This is a genomic window from Oceanicaulis sp. (assembly GCA_040112665.1).
In the GTDB taxonomy this organism is placed as follows: domain Bacteria; phylum Pseudomonadota; class Alphaproteobacteria; order Caulobacterales; family Maricaulaceae; genus Oceanicaulis.
The window spans coordinates 434,413-451,935 of the sequence record CP157796.1; the positions used below are offsets into that span (position 1 = coordinate 434,413).

The 17,523-nt window shown below is 67.8% G+C and carries 13 protein-coding genes; 3 read left to right on the forward strand and 10 right to left on the reverse strand.

Annotated elements, in window-relative coordinates:
* Positions 1 to 129: 129 nt before the first annotated feature.
* From ABL308_02175 to ABL308_02200, 6 genes are all read right to left on the reverse strand, one after another.
* Positions 130 to 2,775 (reverse strand): TonB-dependent receptor, encoded by a 2,646-nt coding sequence (locus ABL308_02175; GenBank protein XBQ16690.1) that lies wholly within the window; start codon positions 2,773 to 2,775, stop codon positions 130 to 132.
* Positions 2,776 to 2,854: 79 nt separating this feature from the next.
* Positions 2,855 to 5,707, reverse strand: a complete 2,853-nt coding sequence (locus tag ABL308_02180) for a hypothetical protein (GenBank protein ID XBQ16691.1) — start codon at positions 5,705 to 5,707, stop codon at positions 2,855 to 2,857.
* A 319-nt stretch (positions 5,708 to 6,026) separates the two neighbouring features.
* Positions 6,027 to 7,784 (reverse strand): sulfate permease, encoded by a 1,758-nt coding sequence (gene sulP, locus ABL308_02185; protein ID XBQ16692.1) that lies wholly within the window; start codon positions 7,782 to 7,784, stop codon positions 6,027 to 6,029.
* Positions 7,785 to 7,830: 46 nt separating this feature from the next.
* A complete protein-coding gene (locus ABL308_02190) occupies positions 7,831 to 9,585 on the reverse strand; it encodes a TIGR01244 family sulfur transferase (protein ID XBQ16693.1) in 1,755 nt (584 codons plus the stop codon).
* Positions 9,586 to 9,647: 62 nt separating this feature from the next.
* On the reverse strand, positions 9,648 to 10,517 hold the full coding sequence (locus ABL308_02195) for an MBL fold metallo-hydrolase (GenBank protein XBQ16694.1): 870 nt from the start codon (positions 10,515 to 10,517) through the stop codon (positions 9,648 to 9,650).
* A gap of 15 nt (positions 10,518 to 10,532) precedes the next feature.
* Positions 10,533 to 10,862, reverse strand: coding sequence for a metalloregulator ArsR/SmtB family transcription factor (locus ABL308_02200; protein ID XBQ16695.1), 330 nt, complete (start codon positions 10,860 to 10,862; stop codon positions 10,533 to 10,535).
* Positions 10,863 to 11,040: 178 nt separating this feature from the next.
* Here ABL308_02200 and ABL308_02205 point away from each other — a divergent pair, with 178 nt between their 5' ends.
* The 3 genes from ABL308_02205 to ABL308_02215 are packed head-to-tail and all read left to right on the forward strand — an operon-like array spanning position 11,041 to position 12,755.
* On the forward strand, positions 11,041 to 11,466 hold the full coding sequence (locus tag ABL308_02205; protein ID XBQ16696.1) for a YeeE/YedE family protein: 426 nt from the start codon (positions 11,041 to 11,043) through the stop codon (positions 11,464 to 11,466).
* An 11-nt stretch (positions 11,467 to 11,477) separates the two neighbouring features.
* Positions 11,478 to 11,888 (forward strand): DUF6691 family protein, encoded by a 411-nt coding sequence (locus ABL308_02210; protein ID XBQ16697.1) that lies wholly within the window; start codon positions 11,478 to 11,480, stop codon positions 11,886 to 11,888.
* 57 nt (positions 11,889 to 11,945) lie between these two features.
* Positions 11,946 to 12,755, forward strand: coding sequence for a DUF1295 domain-containing protein (locus tag ABL308_02215; GenBank protein XBQ16698.1), 810 nt, complete (start codon positions 11,946 to 11,948; stop codon positions 12,753 to 12,755).
* Here the strand turns inward: ABL308_02215 and ABL308_02220 are convergent.
* The 4 genes from ABL308_02220 to ABL308_02235 all read right to left on the reverse strand — a co-directional run bounded on the left by ABL308_02220 (position 12,752) and on the right by ABL308_02235 (position 17,515).
* Positions 12,752 to 12,940 (reverse strand): hypothetical protein, encoded by a 189-nt coding sequence (locus ABL308_02220; GenBank protein ID XBQ16699.1) that lies wholly within the window; start codon positions 12,938 to 12,940, stop codon positions 12,752 to 12,754. The two genes, ABL308_02215 and ABL308_02220, sit on opposite strands and share 4 nt — an antisense overlap.
* An 82-nt stretch (positions 12,941 to 13,022) precedes the next feature.
* Positions 13,023 to 14,378, reverse strand: coding sequence for a hypothetical protein (locus ABL308_02225; GenBank protein XBQ16700.1), 1,356 nt, complete (start codon positions 14,376 to 14,378; stop codon positions 13,023 to 13,025).
* Between the two features lie 99 nt (positions 14,379 to 14,477).
* Entirely contained in the window at positions 14,478 to 16,415 is a 1,938-nt protein-coding gene (locus tag ABL308_02230) for a hypothetical protein (protein ID XBQ16701.1), read from the reverse strand.
* Between the two features lie 170 nt (positions 16,416 to 16,585).
* Positions 16,586 to 17,515, reverse strand: coding sequence for a hypothetical protein (locus tag ABL308_02235; GenBank protein ID XBQ16702.1), 930 nt, complete (start codon positions 17,513 to 17,515; stop codon positions 16,586 to 16,588).
* Positions 17,516 to 17,523 lie beyond the last annotated feature (8 nt).

A 17,523-nucleotide genomic window follows, 5' to 3' on the forward strand; every position in this document is an offset into this window, starting at 1 on the left:
GTTCAGTCTTATCTCTTTTCGCGGCCCGAATAAATTGCGCAGCAGCGCAATCGGGGCCTCAGGACGGCGAAGGGCGGACCTTCGGTGAGAAGGCCCGCCCGCCGCCGGCGTCGCAAAGCTGAGCGGGCCTTAGAAGGTCCGCGTCACGCTCAGCGAGAACGTGGTGCCACGCTCGTAGCTGTCGACGATCAGACGATCGCCGCCACGCTCCTGGTACGCGACATAGTCTTCACCCAGCAGGTTGCGGACCGCGAAGCGGACCGCGAACTCGCCGCCGTCGGCGGTGTCGAAATAGCGGCTGTGCACCAGGTCGAGCTGGGCGGGCGGCTCCTCGATCACCTCGGGCTGCTCCTCGCCGGGGGCGAGGTTCTGCAGGGCGCGGGTCCGCTCGCTGTTATAGGTGTACAGCAGCGCGGTCCGCTGATTGTCGGTCTCCCAGCCGATCTGGAAGTTCGCCAGATGCTCGGACTGGCCCTGAAGGCGCTGACCGTCGGCGATGAAGCCGGCCGCCGAACGCGCATCGGGGCTCGGAACGCCGCCCGCGCCCGCGGCCAGGATCACCTGGTCGCCTGCGTCGACGCTCATCTCGGAGTCCGTGTAGGTGTAGTTGGTCTTCAGGAACAGCTCGGCGCCGGACCAGAAGTCGCCCTCGAAGATTTCGCCGAGATCGAAGGTCTTCTCGTACTCCACCTCGAAGCCCAGGATCGTGGCCTCGGGCGCGTTCAGGAACGAGGTCGACAGGTTCTCGCCGGTCGGGAGCAGGTACTCCACGATCGGGTTCTCGAGTTCCTTGTAGAACACGCCCGCGGTCAAGAACTGGTCGCGGCCGAAATAGTATTCCAGGCGCGCGTCATAGTTCGTGAGCTCGGAGTTGATCAGGTACGGATTGCCCTGGAACAGCTCGTCGGTCTCGGTGTCGACGAACTGGGAGTAGCCCAGCTCGCGGAACTGCGGCCGCGTGATCGTTTCCGAATACCCCAGACGAAGCTGCAGGTTGTCCGCGAACGTCCAGGTCAGGGTCGCCGCAGGCAGCACGTAGTCTTCGGAGATCGGATCGATCTCGTTGATCCCGTCCGGGTTGGTCGGGGTCGGGTTGACCGGGAAGGCGAAGGTTTCGAGCGTCTGCTCGCCGTCCTCGAACCGCAGGCCGACCGCCGCACGCAGGAAGTCGGTGATCTGGGCGTCCGCGCCGACATAGGCGGCGTCGACGTTCAGCTCGCCGCGATAGGCTTCGGGGAAGGCCAGGCCGCCGACTTCGCGCAGGAAGAAGCGCGACTGAAGGATGTTCTGGTTGGCGAAGACATAGTCGATCCGCTCGTCTTCCAGACCGGCCGGGATCGACCCGTCGAAGAAGATCTGACGCGAATAGGCCGTGCGCTCGCGCGACAGGGTCGACCAGCCGGCCTTCCACTCCACGTCCGCGCCGAACATCGCCGCCGGCAGGGTCAGGTCGAAGCCCAGATCGTCGGTCGTTTCGTCCACGCGGGAGAAGGAGATGGTGTTGCCGGTCCGCTGACCGAGCAGCACGTACTCGTAATCCTCCACCGGAGCGGCGGGGTTGGTCACCCGGTAGCGGGCGCGGCGCTGGTTGGGCGCATTGCGCGAGGCGTCAGCGGTCGAGGCGCGCCATTCCACCTGCAGCGGCTCGGTCAGACCAATTTCGAAGAAGTGGTCGCCGGAAAGCTGGTAGGTGTAGACCTGACGTTCGAACCAGCCGGTCTGGTCTTCGCGGACCGTGTTGCCGGTCTCGTCGAAGCCCTGCTGGATCTCGGTGCCCTTCTCGGTGGAGCGGAGCACCAGGGCCAGCGCCTGGACCTCGTGATTGTCGGTCTCGAGACCGAGGCTGACCATCGCGTTGGTCTCGATGGTGTTCTCGGTGTCGTAGCGGTCGAATTGCTGGATCGGAGCCAGACCCGAACCCTGGAAGCGCGAGGTCGCCCGCGTGCCCTTGTAGGTCTGCCAGCTGTTGTCGTAGCCCGCCGAGGCGAGCACGCCGACCGAGAAACCGTCGAAATCATACCGGTCGCCGAGCGACAGGTCGAAGCCGACATCGCCGGGGATGTCGCCTTCCTGCACGACCCACAGCTCGGAGTTCGGCAGCGCGCGGCCGATCTGGGCGAGCGTGATCGGGTCCTGGGCGCCGATGTTCTCGGTGACGAAGACGTCCTCGAACTGGGACGGGAAGGCGCGCGTGCCGTCGTCGAAACCGGTCCAGTCGTCGTCGCCGCCGTCATGCAGCAGGCCGTCGTCGAACGAGGTCGCGGTGTCCGCCGCGACGCTGAAGCCGACCTCGACGAAGCCCTCGCTGGGAAGCGCGGAAGTTTCGATCTGCACCAGGCCGCCGCCGAACTCGCCCGGGAACTGCGGCGAGAAGGTCTTCTGGACCAGGATGTTGCTGATCAGGCTGGTCGGGAACAGATCGAGCGGGACCGCGCGGCGGAAGGGCTCGGGGCTGGCCAGAGGCGAGCCGTTGATCAGCGTGTTGGAGTACCGCTCGTTCAGGCCGCGGACGATCACGAACCGGCCGTCCTGAACCGCGAGGCCGGTCACCCGGCCAAGAGCGGCGGCGATGTCTGAGTCGCCGGTGACGGCGAAATCTTCGGCGTCCAGGAAGCTCGAGACCTCGGAGGTCACGCGCTTTTCTTCCGGGACGTACTGGTAGCGAACGACGATCACGTCGTCCGTCTGAACTTCTTGCGCAAGCGCGGAGCCGACCGAGACCAGTCCAGTGGTCGCCAGCAGGGCCGCCGAGAGCGCGATGCGATTGCCGTTCATGTTGATCACCTATGTGTTTTGCATCGCTGACGCGGAAGACGTGGAGCCCGCCCCGGGGCGGGCCGGGCTCCACCGGTCCTTACGGCTGCTGGACGTAGGTCCAGCCCAGGAACCAGTCGTCGTTCGCGTCCTCGACCGCGCCGATGTACGGAGCGGCGACGAAGAACGGATCGATGGTGGTCGGGTCGACCGCGGTGACGGCCTGCTCGTTCGCGCCCGGGATGACGCCGGTGGCGTTGTTGCTGGCGATCAGCGCGTTCGGGATGAACGAGAAGCCGCTCAGCGTGGACGTGGTGCTGACATTGTTCGGATCAGCGCCGAAGACGGCCGCTTCGAAGGTGTCCGCGTCGGTGTCCAGCGGGTTCGGGCAGTCGATGAGCACCGAGTCGATGGACAGGTCGGTCGGGAACAGCGCGAAGGTCTCAGCATCGTCGATATCAAGGCACGAGGCGTTGAAGTCGGCGATGATGCCGTTGACGAAGTTGCCCGCGGTGCCGCGGCGGATCAGCATCCCGTCGTCGGAGTTCGCCGAACCGCGAACGCCGATGGCGGTGAAGTTCGAGATGTTCGCCGTCGAGCGCGGGGTCCGGTTCGGATCACCCGAGCGGTTGTCGAGCTCGAAGCCGCGCGGATCGCCCGAGCCGGCGTCGCCGGACTGCTGGATGATCACGAACTGCGCAGCGCCCTGCCAGCCGTCGGTGAAGTCGAAGCTGTCGTCACGGTTGCCGGTCAGCACCAGGTAGCGAATGTTCGCCGTGCCGCCGAAGAACTCGATGCCGTCGTCGAAGTTGTTGTGGATCTGGATGTATTCCAGCTCCGTACCGTTACCGACGCCCTGCAGCGCGAGGCCGTTGAGCTCGTTGTCCGGGGTCACTTCGAAGCCGGCGAACTGGATCCGGGTGTAGCGGATCGCGCCGGAGTCGTCGGTGTTCGTGCCCCCGCCGTAACGGCCCGAGGAGCCTTCGCCCTCGGTTTCGCAGTCCACCGTGCCAGGGGTCGCAGTGCCGTCCAGGCAGACATTGGTCTGCGCCCGGCCGTTGACCACCACGCCGCCCCACTGGCCGCGCTCGGAACCGAGCGTGTTCTGGCCTTCGACATCGTCACGCGAGGTGAAGATCACCGGCGCGGCTTCGGTGCCGTTGGAGAAGATCTGCGAGCCGCGGGTGACCACGATGTAGTCGCCGCCGGTCGAACCGAACACGGTCACGCCCGGATCCACAGTGAGCGAGGCTTCGATGCCGGACGGCAGCGGGTTGGCGGGATCCGCGCCGCGGTCAACGCCCACGAAGACCGGACCCACCAGCTCGTAGAGATTGCCGCGGGTCAGACGCACGTCGGTGGTGATGTTGCCGGTCAGCTGGCACACGCGCTGGCCGCCGATGGTCTGGGGCTGTTCGGTGGTGCCGGTCGGGCAGCCCGGATCAGGCAGGAAGCCGAAGGTCCAGCCGGTCGCCCAGGAGCTCGCGGCGCTCTCGTTCGGGCCGAAGGCGCCGATATAGTTCGCCGAGGTGAAGAACGCGCCGAGCGCGGTCGGGTCGGCGGCCGGCACCGCCAGCTCGACCGGGCCGGGGAAGAAGCCGGCCAGCGTGTTGTCGGCGATGGTGTTGTTCGGGTCGGTGCCGAAGAGCGCCGCTTCGAAGGTGTCGCCGTCGCTGTCCAGCTCGTCGCCGTCGCAGTCGAGCAGCACCGAACGCATGGTCAGCTCGGTCCCGATCAGCGCGGCGGTTTCAGCGTCGTCGACGTCCAGGCAGGAAGAGCCGAAATTGACCACGATCCCGTTCCAGAAGTCGCCCGCCGAACCGCGGCGGATCAGCATGCCGTCGTCGGAGTTCACGCCGCCGCTAACGTCAGCTGCGCCGACCGCGGTGAAGTTGGAGATCGACGGGTTGGAGCGCGGGGTCCGGTCAGGGTCGCCCGAGCGGTTGTCCAGCTCGAAGCCGCGCGGGTCGCCCGAGCCGGCGTCACCGCGCTGGGAGACCACGATGAACTGCGCGTCGCCCTGCCAGCCGTCGGTGTAGTCGAAGCTGTCGTCACGGTTGCCGGTCAGAACCAGATTGCGGATGTCGACCGTGCCGCCGAAGAACTCGATGCCGTCGTCGAAATTATTGTGGATCTGGATGAATTCCAGCGTCGTGCCGTCGCCCACGCCCTGCAGCGCCAGGCCGTTCAGCTCGTTGTCCGGCGTCACTTCGAAGCCGGCGTACTGGATGCGCGCATAGCGGATCGTGCCGGAATCGTCGGCGGTGTTGTCGCCGCCGAAACGGCCCGAGGAACCTTCGCCCTCGGTTTCGCAGCTCACCGTGCCCGGCGTCGCGGTGCCGTCCAGGCACACGTTGATCGGGGCGCGGCCGTTCACGATCACGCCGCCCCACTCGCCGCGGGCGGTGTCGTCGCCGTCGCGCGGATTGCCCGACTCGGTGGCCGCGATGTCCTGAAGCGAGGTGAAGACGATCGGCGCGGCGTCGGTGCCGTCGGCCTCGATGCGCGAGCCGCGCGCGATGACCAGATAGTCGCCGCCGCCGGAACCGGCGATGGTCGCGCCCGCCGGGATGGTCAGGGTCGCGGTGGAGGCGTTCGGGTTCGGGTTGGCCACGTCGCTGCCGGCGTCTTCGCCGATGAACACGCCGCCGTTGAGGAAGTACACGCCGTCAGAGGTCAGGGTGACGTCCTGGGTGTAGTTGCCGGTCAGGGCGCACGCGGTGACCTGCGTGCTGGACCCGGGCACGGCGACCGTCGTCGCCGCGGTGCCGGTGGCGCACCCGCCCGCCGGGAGCAGGTTGAAGGTCTGCGCGCCGCCGCCGCCGCCGCCCGAGGTCGGAGGGGGCACCTGCTGGTTGCCGCCCGGCGAGGAGATGGACGTGTCGGAGCAGGCCGCGATAACGGCGCACGAGGCGCCCACCAGCAGCAGCTTGAGCGTGGAGACGGTCTTCATGAGGTACCCCCCGAGAGGTTTGTTGGCGCTGAACTCGGACGCGCCGTGGCCCCCTCGGCGAGGGCTACGGGCGATCGGGGCGGAAAAGACCGCATGTTTGTTACGCCCAATTCGCAAATCGATGACGGGGCGATGACACCTCAAGATGAACGGGTTCAGCATCAGGCGATGCAGCCGGACGCGTACTGTCAACCCGGCGGATTCATCTGCAGGACAAAGCGATCAGCGCGGTGTGGCGCCCGTGCAAGATCACCTTCGGGAATATGTGAAATTTGAATGACACGCGCTGTTTGCGCGCGTCCGGGCGGGGGTGAGCGCCCTATTCGGCGATCTGGGGCGCGCCGGCGGGTCGCGCCGCCCGGCCCGCCGAGTCGGGATCGAGCTCGGCCACTGCGGCGTACTGGCTGAGGAAGACCTTCCCCGTCAGCGCCTCGAGGAAATGGCTGCGCTTGAGCGCGTCCATGACCGGCCCCTTCACCTCCGACAGATGCAGCGTCACGCCCGAATCGGCGAGGCGCTGGTTGATCGCTTCGAGGCTTTCGAGCGCGGAGATGTCGATCGCGTTCACTGCCGGGCACATCAGGATGAAGTGCGCCACCGAAGGGTTTTCCGCCACCAGCGCATAGACCCGGTCTTCGAGATAGCGGGCGTTGGCGAAGTAAAGACTCTCGTCGACCCTGAGCGTCACGATTTTCGGCGAGGTGATCACCGAGTGGCGCTCAACATTCCTGAAATGCTCGGTGCCGGCGACCTGGCCCACGATCGCGGTGTGCGGCCGGCTGGTCCGGTAAAGATGCAGCGCCAGCGACAGGATCACGCCTGCGGTCACCCCGGTCTCCACCCCGAACCCCAGCGTCAGGGCGATCGTCGTGGCCATCGCTGCGAAGTCGGTCTTCGAATAGCGGAAGGCGCGCCGCAGCGCTCCGAAATCAACCAGGCTCAGCACCGCCACGATGATCGTCGCGGCCAGCACCGCCACCGGCAGGTCGTGCAGGAGCGGGGTGAGAAACAGCGTCGCCACCGCGATGCCCACCGCAGTGAACGCGCCCGCCGCCGGGGTCGCCGCGCCGGCGTCGAAATTGACCACCGAGCGGGCGAAGCCGCCGGTCACGGGATATCCCCCGGAGAAGGCGGCGGACAGATTCGCCGCGCCCAGGCCCACCAGCTCCTGATCGGGATCGATGCGCTGGCGTTTCTTCGCAGCGAGGGTCTGGGCGACCGAGACCGATTCCACGAACCCGATGATCGAGATCAGCACCGCCGGACCGATGAACGCGCCCAGAAGCGCGAGATCGACGCTCGGCGTGGTGAAGGGCGGCAGACCTTTCGGCACCGCGCCGACGAGCGCTACGCCCGCCGCGCCCAGATCGAAAAGCTTCACCGCGAGGATGGAGACCGCCACCGCGAAGACGGGGCCGGCCTTGGTGATGATGTCCGCAACGCGCGCAGGCGCGCCCAGACGCTTCAAGAGCGGCTTCAGCCCCGAGCGCACCCAGAACAGGAAGACCGCCGCGCTCGCGCCGATCACGAGCGTCGGCCAGTGGGTCTCGCCGACATGCGCGCCCAGGCTCAAAGCCAGGTGATAGAGATCATGGCCGTGCGCCTCGATCCCCAGAACATGCTTGAGCTGGCTGGCCGCGATGATCAGCCCGGACGCGGTGATGAAGCCCGAGATCACGGGGTGGCTGAGGAAGTTCGCGATGAAGCCCAGCCGGAACAGCCCCATCACCATCAGGAACACGCCCGACAGGAAGGCCAGCGTGATCGCGGCCGTGGCGTAGCCCATCGTGCCGGTCTCTGCGACCTGTCCCACCGCCGCCGCGGTCATCAGCGAGACCACCGCGACCGGGCCGACCGCCAGCGCCCGGCTGGTTCCGAAGACCGCATAGGCGATCAGCGGCAGGATCGAGGCGTAGAGCCCCGCCTCCGGCGGCAGGCCCGCGAGCAGCGCATAGGCCAGCGATTGCGGGATCAGCATGATGGTGACGATCACCGCCGCCATCATGTCCTCGCCGAAGGTCGCGCCGTCATAGCGGCGGCCCCAGTCCAGGATCGGTACGTATTTCGACAGCCGCACGGTGGGGAGACTTTCCAGCTACGGGTTCGCTGCGGGTGGGACGGCCTCAGGCCGCCTTGCCGGCCTTGGCCTGCTCGCCGCAGGCGTCGGGCGCGTCGCGGCTGGCCGGATCGTGGGGCAGCACGTCGAGCTTCATCATCCACTCCTTGCCGCGCAGCATGGCGTCGAAATAGATCGACGGCAGCATCTTCTCCTTGAGGAACCAGGCGAGCCGGGTCGGCTTCGTGCCGTCCACCACCCATTTGGGGAAGGTCGGCAGGAGCTTTCCGCCGTATCCGAACTCGGCGAGCACGATCTTGCCGCGCTCCACGGTCAGCGGGCACGAGCCGTAGCCGTTATAGACCGCGCGCGGGGACTTGCCCTCGAGCACGGCGGCGACGTTCTCGGCCACGACCGGCGCCTGGGCGCGCACCGCCGCGGCGGTCTTCGCGTTCGGCGCCGAGCAGGCGTCGCCCAGCGCGAAGACGTTTCCGTAGACCGTGTGCTGCAGGGTTTCGGGCGAGACGGAGATCCAGCCGCCTTCGCCCGCGAGCGGGCTCCGAGCCACGAAATCGGGCGCGGTCTGCGGCGGGCAGACATGCAGCATCTCGAAATCGCGCTCGACATGGACCGGGCCGTTATCGCCCGCGCGTTCAAAGGTGGCGATCTTCTTCTCGCCGTCGACCGCGACCAGCTTCGAGCCGAAATTGAGATCGATCCCGTAGCGCTCGACATACTCCATCAGCGCGGGGACGTAGTCGGGCACGCCGAACAGGACCGGGCCGGCGTTGTGGAACTCGACGTCGATGTCGGAGAGCACGCCCTTGCGGGTCCAGGCGTCGCAGCTGAGATACATCGCCTTCTGCGGCGCGCCGGCGCATTTGATCGGCATGGGCGGCTGGGTGAACAGCGCCCGGCCCTTCCGGGTCGCCTGCACCAGATCCCAGGTGTAGGGCGCGAGATCGAACAGATAGTTCGAGGTCACCCCGTTCCTGCCGAGCGCGGACTTCAGACCGTCGATCCGGTCCCAGTCGAGCTTGATGCCCGGCGCGGCGATCAGCGCCTTGTATTCAAGACGCGAGCCGTCCTCGAGCACGACCTGGCGGCGCTCGGGGTCGAAGCTCGAAACCGCGGTGCGGATCCAGCTCGCCGCCTCGGGCATGAGTTCGGCCATGGGCCGCTCGGTGTCGTGACGGTCGAACACGCCGCCGCCGACCAGCGTCCAGCCGGGCTGGTAGTAATGCACCTCGCGCGGCTCGACGATGGCGAGGCTGAGCTGCGGCCGGCGCTTCAGGAGGCTCGCCGCCGCGGCGATGCCGCCCGCCCCGCCGCCGACGACCACCACGTCGAAGGCGCGCGCCTCTTCAGGCGCGGCGCGGTGCGCGCCGGCCTTGGCGCGATTGCGCAGCCGGCTTTCCAGCCGGGGCTTGAGCGAGGCGAGATCATAACCCGCCGCGCCAGCCGCACCGATCAGCGCGTCCGCATCGACATGGCGGGCTTCAGACAGCGCCCACAGCGTCGCCGAGCGCGTGCCTGTGCGGCAATAGGCCAGGACCGGCCCGGTCACCTCTTCCATCGCGGTTTCGAACGCGGCGACGTCGTCGTCGGAAATCTTGCCGCCGACCACGGGGATGTGACGGTAATCGAGACCCGACGCCGCTGCGGCGGCCTCGATCTCGGCGGAGGTCGGCTGGCCGTCCTCCTCGCCGTCGGGGCGGTTGTTGATGATCGCCTTGAACCCCCGGCTCGCCGCAGCGCCGACATCGGCGGGGCTCAGCTGCGGGCTGACGGTGAAGAAGGGCGAGATCTGTTTGAGGTCCATGGCGTCCTCCCCGGACGGTCGGCCCGGCGGTCGCGCCGCCGGGCTCTTTTCATGCGCGCGCCTTAAAGCGCGTCGATCGGCATTTTCAGATAGGTGACGCCGTTATCGTCGGCGGGCGGCATGTGGCCGGCGCGCATGTTCACCTGCACGCTGGGCAGGATCAGGCGCGGCATGTCGAGCTTGGCGTCGCGCTCGGTGCGCATTTTCACGAACGCCTCCTCGGTCGCGCCGCCGCCGACATGGATGTTGTTCGCCTTCTCCTCGCCCACCGTGGTCTCCCAGGCGAACTCGTCGCGGCCCGGCGCCTTGTAGTCATGGCACATGAACAGGCGCGTCTCTTCGGGAAGGGCGAAGATCTTCTGGATCGAGCGGTAGAGCTCGCGCGCGTCGCCGCCGGGGAAGTCGCAGCGGGCGGTCCCGAAATCGGGCATGAACAGCGTGTCGCCGACGAACCCTGCGTCGCCGATCACGAAGGTCATGCAGGCCGGGGTGTGGCCCGGCGTATGGATCGCCTTGGCCTGGATCGAGCCCACGGCGAACTGCTCGCCGTCCTCGAACAGGTGATCGAACTGGGAGCCGTCGCGGGCGAATTCGGTGCCGGCGTTGAACACCTTCCCGAACACGTCCTGCACGGTCCTGATGTTCGACCCGATCGCCAGCGTCCCGCCGAGCTTCTCCTTCAGATAGGGCGCGGCGGAGAGATGGTCGGCGTGCACATGGGTCTCGAGGATCCACTCCACGTCCAGGCCCTGCTCGGTCACATAGGCGATGATCTCGTCCGCGCTCGTTTTCGAGGTGCGGCCCGAGGCCGGACAGTAATTGAGCACGGAATCGATGATCGCCGCCTTCTTCGTGGCCGGATCGGAGACGACGTAGCTGAAGGTGAAGGTGGGCTCGTCGAAGAACATCTTCACGTCAGGTCTGGCGGTCATGTGGACCTCCCTTGGTTATCGGTCGGAGCCGGGTTCGAGATCCGGTCCGAAGGCGGCGCACAGGGCGCCCATGAGTTTGCGGACCCGGCCGTCGGCCAGGGAATAGAAGACCTGCTTGGCTTCGCGGCGGGTGGTCACCAGACCTTCCGCGCGCAGCCGGGCGAGATCGCGCGACAGGTTGGGCTGGCGCACCCCGGTGCGCGCCTCGATATCGGAAACCGAGCGCTCGCCCTCCATCAATTCGCACGCGATCAGCAGCCGGCCGGGATGGGACAGCAGCTTTAAAAGGCCCGCCACCTCTTCGGCGCGCGGCCTCAGCTCTGCAATGTCGATCGTCGGGATCATCTCGCCTGACGCCTTTTCATCGGTCGCGGACTTGCGCGACGCCGCATCATATATCATTTTCGATAATTGATAAGTGAGGAGCCGGCGCGCAAGCCCCGGCGCTGAACAAAGCAGCGAAAATCCCCAATGACCATGGGGCGTTTTCGCCGGTGCGACGCACTGTCACAGAGGATGAGACATGGACTACGCCACCCCCTTCACCCCGGTCACCGCGCTGATCGGCGGCGGCCTGATCGGGCTTTCCGCGGTGATCCTGATGGCCGCGAACGGCCGCATCGCGGGCATTTCCGGCATCGCCGGCGGGCTGATCGGGCCCGGGACCGGAGACCGCGCCTGGCGCGCCGCCTTCATCGCCGGGCTGATCGCCGCGCCGCTTATTTACATGGCGTTCGGTCCCGCGATCGAGATCGCCGTCCCCGCCTCCACCCCGCTGCTGATCGCCGCAGGCCTGCTGGTCGGGATCGGCACGCAGATGGGATCGGGCTGCACCTCGGGGCACGGCGTGTGCGGGATCTCCCGGCTCTCGCCGCGCGGGATCGCAGCGACCGCCACTTTCATGGCGACCGGCGCGATCGCGGTCTTCCTCGTCCGTCACGTTTTCTAGGAGACCCGAACATGGCCAGACTTCTTTCAAGCCTCCTCGCCGGTCTCGTCTTCGGGCTGGGCCTGGTGATATCCGGCATGGTCAATCCAGCGAAGGTGCAGAACTTTCTCGACGTCTTCGGCGCCTGGGACCCCTCGCTCGCCCTCGTCATGGGTGCGGCGCTGGTCGTGGCGGGTGTCGGCTACCGGCTGGTGCTCACGCGCGAGCGCCCGCTCTTCGAAGCGAAATTCCAGGTCCCGGCCCTGACGACGCTCGACGCGAAGCTTCTGGGCGGTGCGGCGATCTTCGGTCTGGGCTGGGGGCTCGCAGGCTTCTGCCCGGGTCCGGCGATCACCGCAGGCGCCTTTGGACGGCCGGACGTCTATATCTTCCTCATCGCCATGCTGGCGGGGATCGGAGGCTGGCGCTGGCTCAGGCGCTAGGCGACAGACCGGCCCCGCTGCGCTAGATCGGCTGCAGACCCCGACCGGAGGACGGCCATGGACGCGCCCGCTTTGCTCGCCAGCAATTTCGCGATCATCGCCGCGGTGTTCGCGCTGCTCTGGGCCATCGCCCAGCTCAATCGCGATCCGAGCTTCGTGGACGCCTTCTGGGCGGGATCGATCACGCTGATGGCGCTGTCGAGCTTCGTGCTCGCCGACGGGCGGGTCGAGCGCATGGCCCTGATCACCGGGCTGACCGTGCTCTGGGGGGCGAGGCTGGGCGTGCATCTGTTCACGCGCTGGCGGCGCGAGGGGGCGGACAAGCGCTATGAGAAGCTTCTCAGCGACACGCGGGAAAAGCGCGGCTGGTCGTTTGCGCGCACCACGGCCCTGTTCGTCTTCGCGCCCCAGGCCGTGCTCGCCTGGGTGTCCAGCCTGCCGGTTCAGCTCGGTCAGCTCGCAGACCAGCCGCCCCTGGGCTGGCTGGCCGCGGCCGGCGCGGCGCTGGCGCTGTTCGGGATCGCCTACGAGACCGTGGCCGACGCTCAGCTCGCCCGGTTCAAGGCCGATCCGGACAACAAGGGTAAGGTGATGGATCGCGGGCTGTGGGCCTGGTCGCGCCATCCCAATTATTTCGGAGAGGCGCTGACCTGGTGGGGGATCTGGCTGGTCGCGGCGGAGACCACGCCGGGCCTGTTCGCCGTCATCGGTCCCGTCTTCGTGACGTTCACGCTGATGAAATGGTCCGGCGCGCCCATGCTCGAGCGCGAGCTGCGGCGCTCGAAGCCAGACTACGCCGCTTATATCGAAAGAACGCCGGGCTTTTTTCCAAGGCCTCCAAAGCGGCGGCCGGACCGGAACGTCTAGGCCGGTTCGATCTCGCCCGGACCGGCGAAGTGCTCGACCAGCGCGTCGATGCCCGCGCGGAGGTCCGCAGCGGTGTCTTCGCACACGACCATGAAACCGGCGGCCTGCGCCTTGATCTCACCGGGAACGGCGAACCATCCCGCACCGAGCAGCGCGACCGCCGCCACACCGTAAATGATCCTCAAAGCGGCCTCCCCAGCCTGCGGAACATGGAGAGACGGTAACATTACATTTCGGTCATGAACAAGCGCGGTGTTTCAAACCGGCTCACTCGGCCGCTTCGGAGGCCCCGTCCGCCGGCCCGGCCGCGTCAAAAGGGCGGCCGGATTTCACACTGTCCAGAAGGGCGGTGAGCGCGGCCACCGCCTCGCGCACGCTGCGCTCGACGAGCTCGGCGCTGCGCTCTGACCGGCCCGCAGCCTCGTCGATCCGGCCCGCCGCCTCGCTCGCGATTCGGTCCGCGGCGGCTTCAACGCGTTGCGCCGCGCCGTCCATGCGCTGACCCATCGCGCCGGCGATTTCGTCGATCTCGGTGCGGAATTGCGAGAGCACCGCCTCCGCGCCCGAACCGGGGATGGCGCCGGCGATCTCGCGAATTTCTTTTCTGAACGCGGCGAGTTCGGCGGCCAGATCATGCGCGCTCGGCCCGCGCGCCGGCGCTTCGGTGAGGCTTTCAAGCGGATCGTCGACCGGACCGGTTTCCTCTACGGCGGGCTCAGCACCGAACTCGCCTGCGAGATCAGCCGTGTCGTCATCTTCAGGATCGAGCGGCGGGCTGGCTTCCAGCGCGTCGAGATCGGCGGCGAAGGATCTGAGGTCGAACCCGTCAGGACCGGCGGCCGGCATTTGCGGAACAGGCGGATCGGCCTCTTCGGACGCGTCGCCCGGAGTCGGCTCGTCGATATCGGGGTCCGCCGGAGCCTGAGCGGTCTGCGTCTCGGCGGCGCGGAAGGCCGCCTCGATCTCGTCCAGCGCGTCCTGGATGGAGGGTTCGGCCGGCCCTGACGGGATCGGATCGACAGACCAGGTCTCGGAGTCCCAGTCGCCGTCGAAGGTCGCGCGGGCTTCGCGGACCGGTTCGGCTTCGGGTTCGTCCTCAGCCGTCTCCAGATCGCCGCGCGCCCAGACGTCGAGATCGACCACCTCGTCGTCGACGATGCCGAGGGACCCTGAATCGAGATCGAACGCATCGCCGTCCGCGAACGCCGCGCGCGAAGCCGCCGAGGGCTGGGCGCGGAGCCAGGGGTCTTCAGCGCCGATCGGCTCGATCGGTGCGTCGTCGGGTTCGGGCTCGGCTGCGGGCGCTTCGGGCGTGTCGCCGCGCATCAGCCTTACACGGGAGGGGTCGTCGGACCCGAACAGGGTCTCGGCCAGATCGATGCGCAGGGATTCAATCTCGGCGGCCGCTTCAGGCGGGCCTGCGATGGCGAAGGTCAGGGGCCCGATCGGCGCGAACCGGCAGAACGGGGCGGGCGCGGCCTTGAGGAACATGCGGGTGAACTGTTCCACCCTCAGGGCGAGTTCGTTCTCGTCGGCGCCCGGCGCTGCGGGCGGCCGCAGCTGCAGAAGGAAACCTTCCTCGCCATCGGCGGCTTCCACCGCGTCGATCTCGACCTGATCCATCGCGCCCGCGCGAGCGGCGAAGCGCCCGCGCCCTTGTTCCAGAGTTACACGCTCCAGAACTGAGGCGCTGCGCCTTGCGGAATGGTTAAGGACGCGCGATCAGCGCCGCAGGATGCTGTCCAGCCCCGCCATCGAGGCGCGGTCGGGCGACACCGCCTCGCCGTCGGAATGCACGATGGCCACGAAGTTCTGGCCGAAATTCGCGCCGAGAATCTGCGGGGCGTCGTCGATGGCGTTGACCACCAGGCCCGGCGCGAAGATGGGCGCACCGCGCTCCTCGCCGATCGTGGCGCGGGCCACCTGGATCAGCGCGAGGTTCTGAAGCTCGCGCACGTCCGCGTTCCGCCCCGGCCCGGCGCCGTCCATAACCAGACGGTCGGCATAGACCCTGAGCGGCGCTTCGGCGTTCACCGGGATGGCGTTGACCGCCAGGAAGGGCCGGTCGACCTCGGGGCCTTCGCCGTTTTCCGCTGCGACGAATTCAAAGCGCAGCGGCGCGCCCTCGGGCACGAAATAAGCCAGCGACTCCGCCGTCACGCGGGCGGCCACCAGCCGCTCCTCGCCCGCCAGGGTGTCGGGCAGGCGCACCACGAGGCCGTCGGAGAAGGCGGCCGGCACGGCGGTGAACCCGCCTGCGCCCGCGCCGCGCGCGAACGTCAGGCCGCTGTCGGCGCTGAGCTGCACCGGATAGCGCTGGCGGCTCACCGCACAGCCGCCGTCGTCGCGATGACGCTGCAGCACGACCGCGATCTCGTTGGACAGTCCCTGACGCTGCGGCGGCAGGGCGACCGCGAAGCGGTTGTCCTGGCCCGACTGCAGGCGGCGGGAGTCGATGAAATCGCCGTTGAGTTCGATATGCGCGATGTTGGTGAAGCCTTCCGGCCCCTCGGGCAGGCGCAGATCGAGCGCCAGCGCTTCAGGCAGGCGTCCGCCGGGCAGCTCGCTCAGAAGATAGTCGAAGCGCCATTCGCGATTGTCCGCGATGCGCTGGATCGAGGTGTCCAACCCGAACCGGGTCAGCGGGTACATCGTGGCGTCCGGATCGCGGCGCTCGAAGATCACCGGATTGACCGAGTCCGCCCGCGCGATCGTGGACAGCTCGCTGGTCAGGAAGCGCGCGGTCTCAAAGCGCAGCGGATCGGTCACCGCGACCATCGTCACGCCGGCCCGCCGCCACAGGCTCGCGCCCGCCTCGGCGCGTTCGCGCACCGGGTTGAAGCCCGCACGCCGCAGCGCTTCAGGCGAGGCGGCCAGGAACAGGCCTTTGAGGCCCGGCTCCGCGATGGCGCGGGCGCGGGTGAGATCGACCATCTCCACCCGGTAGCCCTGCCGGGCGAAATCCGCGCCCAGACGGCTGGCCATCTCGAACCATTCATCGCCCTCGTCCATCGCCACGATGATGTCGCGCGGGGTCAGGGCCAGCACGTCGCGCACCGAGTCGATCGGACCGGCCAGCTCGATCTCGATGCCGGAATCCGGCGCGAACTGGATAACCGCGCCCATGGAGCGGTCGTTATGGCAAAGCTCTTCAGGCAGATCGCCCAGCAGCTGGAAGGAGACCTGGGCGCCGGGCTGGTCGGCCAGCTCCTCGGTGAGGTCGAACACCCAGTTGAACTCGCGCCGGCCCGGGCTGAGCACGCGCTCCATCACCCGGTCGCCGTTCACGTTCACGCGCAGCGCGGTGACCGCCCGCGCGCTGACGTCCTGCTCGCCGCGCAGCACAAGGCGGATGACGTCGGCGCGCTGGTCGCGCACCAGCGGCAGCTGGGCCGAGGCGTAGGAGGGAAAGCCCGAAACGATGAGGCCGTCTTCCTGGCCCGCGTCGCCCAGGCGCACGGTGTGGCGGTTCACGCCGGTGGGATCGGCCTCGGCGCTGGTGATGCGCTCGGCGAGACGGGTGACGAACAGGCCGAACTCGCCCTGGCCGGCGTTGAGCTGACCGGAGACGAACAAGGTGGCGACGCTGGCGATTGCGACGATGCCGAGCGAAGCGGAGAACCACGGAAAGCGGCGCTTGTATTCCTTGTTGGTTTTCATCGTCGAACCCCCGTTCGCCTGAGGCGTCTGCCGCGCCCCTCCGATCCTTTACAGATCATTCACCCTTGCAGAACTGACCGGTCAATGGGGCCTGCGAAAGTCCGTATTCAGGCTTCTGGCGGGCCGGCTTGTGTCAGCAATGTGGCGAAACGGATGCGCCTCCTTGTTGCTCAGAGGGTTAGGCGGAAGCCCGCCTTGAAGGTCGCCCCGCCGTAATCCCGGGTCGAAATATTGGACTCGTTGTCGAGATAGCCAGCCGCGGCGAAAGCGGTGATGCGTTGCGACACCGCGCGCTCCACCCGCGCCTCGGCGATAAAGCGCTGATCGGCGCGCGGGGCGGGAAAGGCGGTCGAGAAGTCCGCCTCGTATTCCCGGTCGCGATAATCCGCCGAGAGCGACAGCACGGTGCGCTCCTCGGGCGTGAAGGTCAGCTCGGTGCGCGTGCGCACCTCGTCAAAGGAGAAGGCCGGGTCTTTCGCGTCGGCGGTTTCGTAAAACGCCGACAGCCGCAGCTGCGCGCGCTCGTCCTCGAAGCGGAAGAACTGCTCGGCGCCGTAGCGCACACGGTCTGAATCGAGCGGATCGAGCACGGCGTCGGCGAAATCATACTCGGTGTAGCGCACGCGCAGCACCGTCTCCGCCGAGCGGTCGCCGGAGGGACGCAGGCGCAGCTGGGCCTCGGCCTCGGGGCGGTCCCATTGATGATCGCCGTCGCGATTGAGGCGCGAATACTGCGCGCGAAGCCGGATCTGCACCCGATTGTCCGCGAACGTGTCCCAGTACTGCACCCGCGGGGTCAGCAGGACCGAGTTGAGCTCGTCGCGGTCGAAATAGGTGCGCGCGCGGACCTGGCCCTCGACGCGGACGACCTTGCGGCCTTCGAGCGGCTGCACCCAGCGCGCCCAGGTGTTGGAGTCAAATCCGGTCTCGAGCGCGAACGGCGCGCCCAGCGGGCTTAGGAGCTCGTCCTCGGGCGCGAAGGGGTCGTCGTGCGCGATCATGTTCTCGCTTGAAAGCTCGAACCGGCCGTCCTGGGCCGACGCGTCGAACGCGAAGCCGCCGGTCGCGGCGAGGCCCGCCGCACAGATCATCAGACGCATTGAAATCC

Coding starts and splice junctions, on each gene's coding strand:
- ABL308_02230 (XBQ16701.1), bottom strand. CDS start 16,415: ATGAAAACCAACAAGGAATACAAGCGCCGCTTTCCGTGGTTCTCCGCT.
- ABL308_02235 (XBQ16702.1), bottom strand. CDS start 17,515: ATGCGTCTGATGATCTGTGCGGCGGGCCTCGCCGCGACCGGCGGCTTC.
- ABL308_02210 (XBQ16697.1), top strand. CDS start 11,478: ATGGCCAGACTTCTTTCAAGCCTCCTCGCCGGTCTCGTCTTCGGGCTG.
- ABL308_02180 (XBQ16691.1), bottom strand. CDS start 5,707: ATGAAGACCGTCTCCACGCTCAAGCTGCTGCTGGTGGGCGCCTCGTGC.
- ABL308_02215 (XBQ16698.1), top strand. CDS start 11,946: ATGGACGCGCCCGCTTTGCTCGCCAGCAATTTCGCGATCATCGCCGCG.
- ABL308_02225 (XBQ16700.1), bottom strand. CDS start 14,378: ATGGATCAGGTCGAGATCGACGCGGTGGAAGCCGCCGATGGCGAGGAA.
- ABL308_02175 (XBQ16690.1), bottom strand. CDS start 2,775: ATGAACGGCAATCGCATCGCGCTCTCGGCGGCCCTGCTGGCGACCACT.
- ABL308_02190 (XBQ16693.1), bottom strand. CDS start 9,585: ATGGACCTCAAACAGATCTCGCCCTTCTTCACCGTCAGCCCGCAGCTG.
- ABL308_02200 (XBQ16695.1), bottom strand. CDS start 10,862: ATGATCCCGACGATCGACATTGCAGAGCTGAGGCCGCGCGCCGAAGAG.
- ABL308_02205 (XBQ16696.1), top strand. CDS start 11,041: ATGGACTACGCCACCCCCTTCACCCCGGTCACCGCGCTGATCGGCGGC.
- ABL308_02195 (XBQ16694.1), bottom strand. CDS start 10,517: ATGACCGCCAGACCTGACGTGAAGATGTTCTTCGACGAGCCCACCTTC.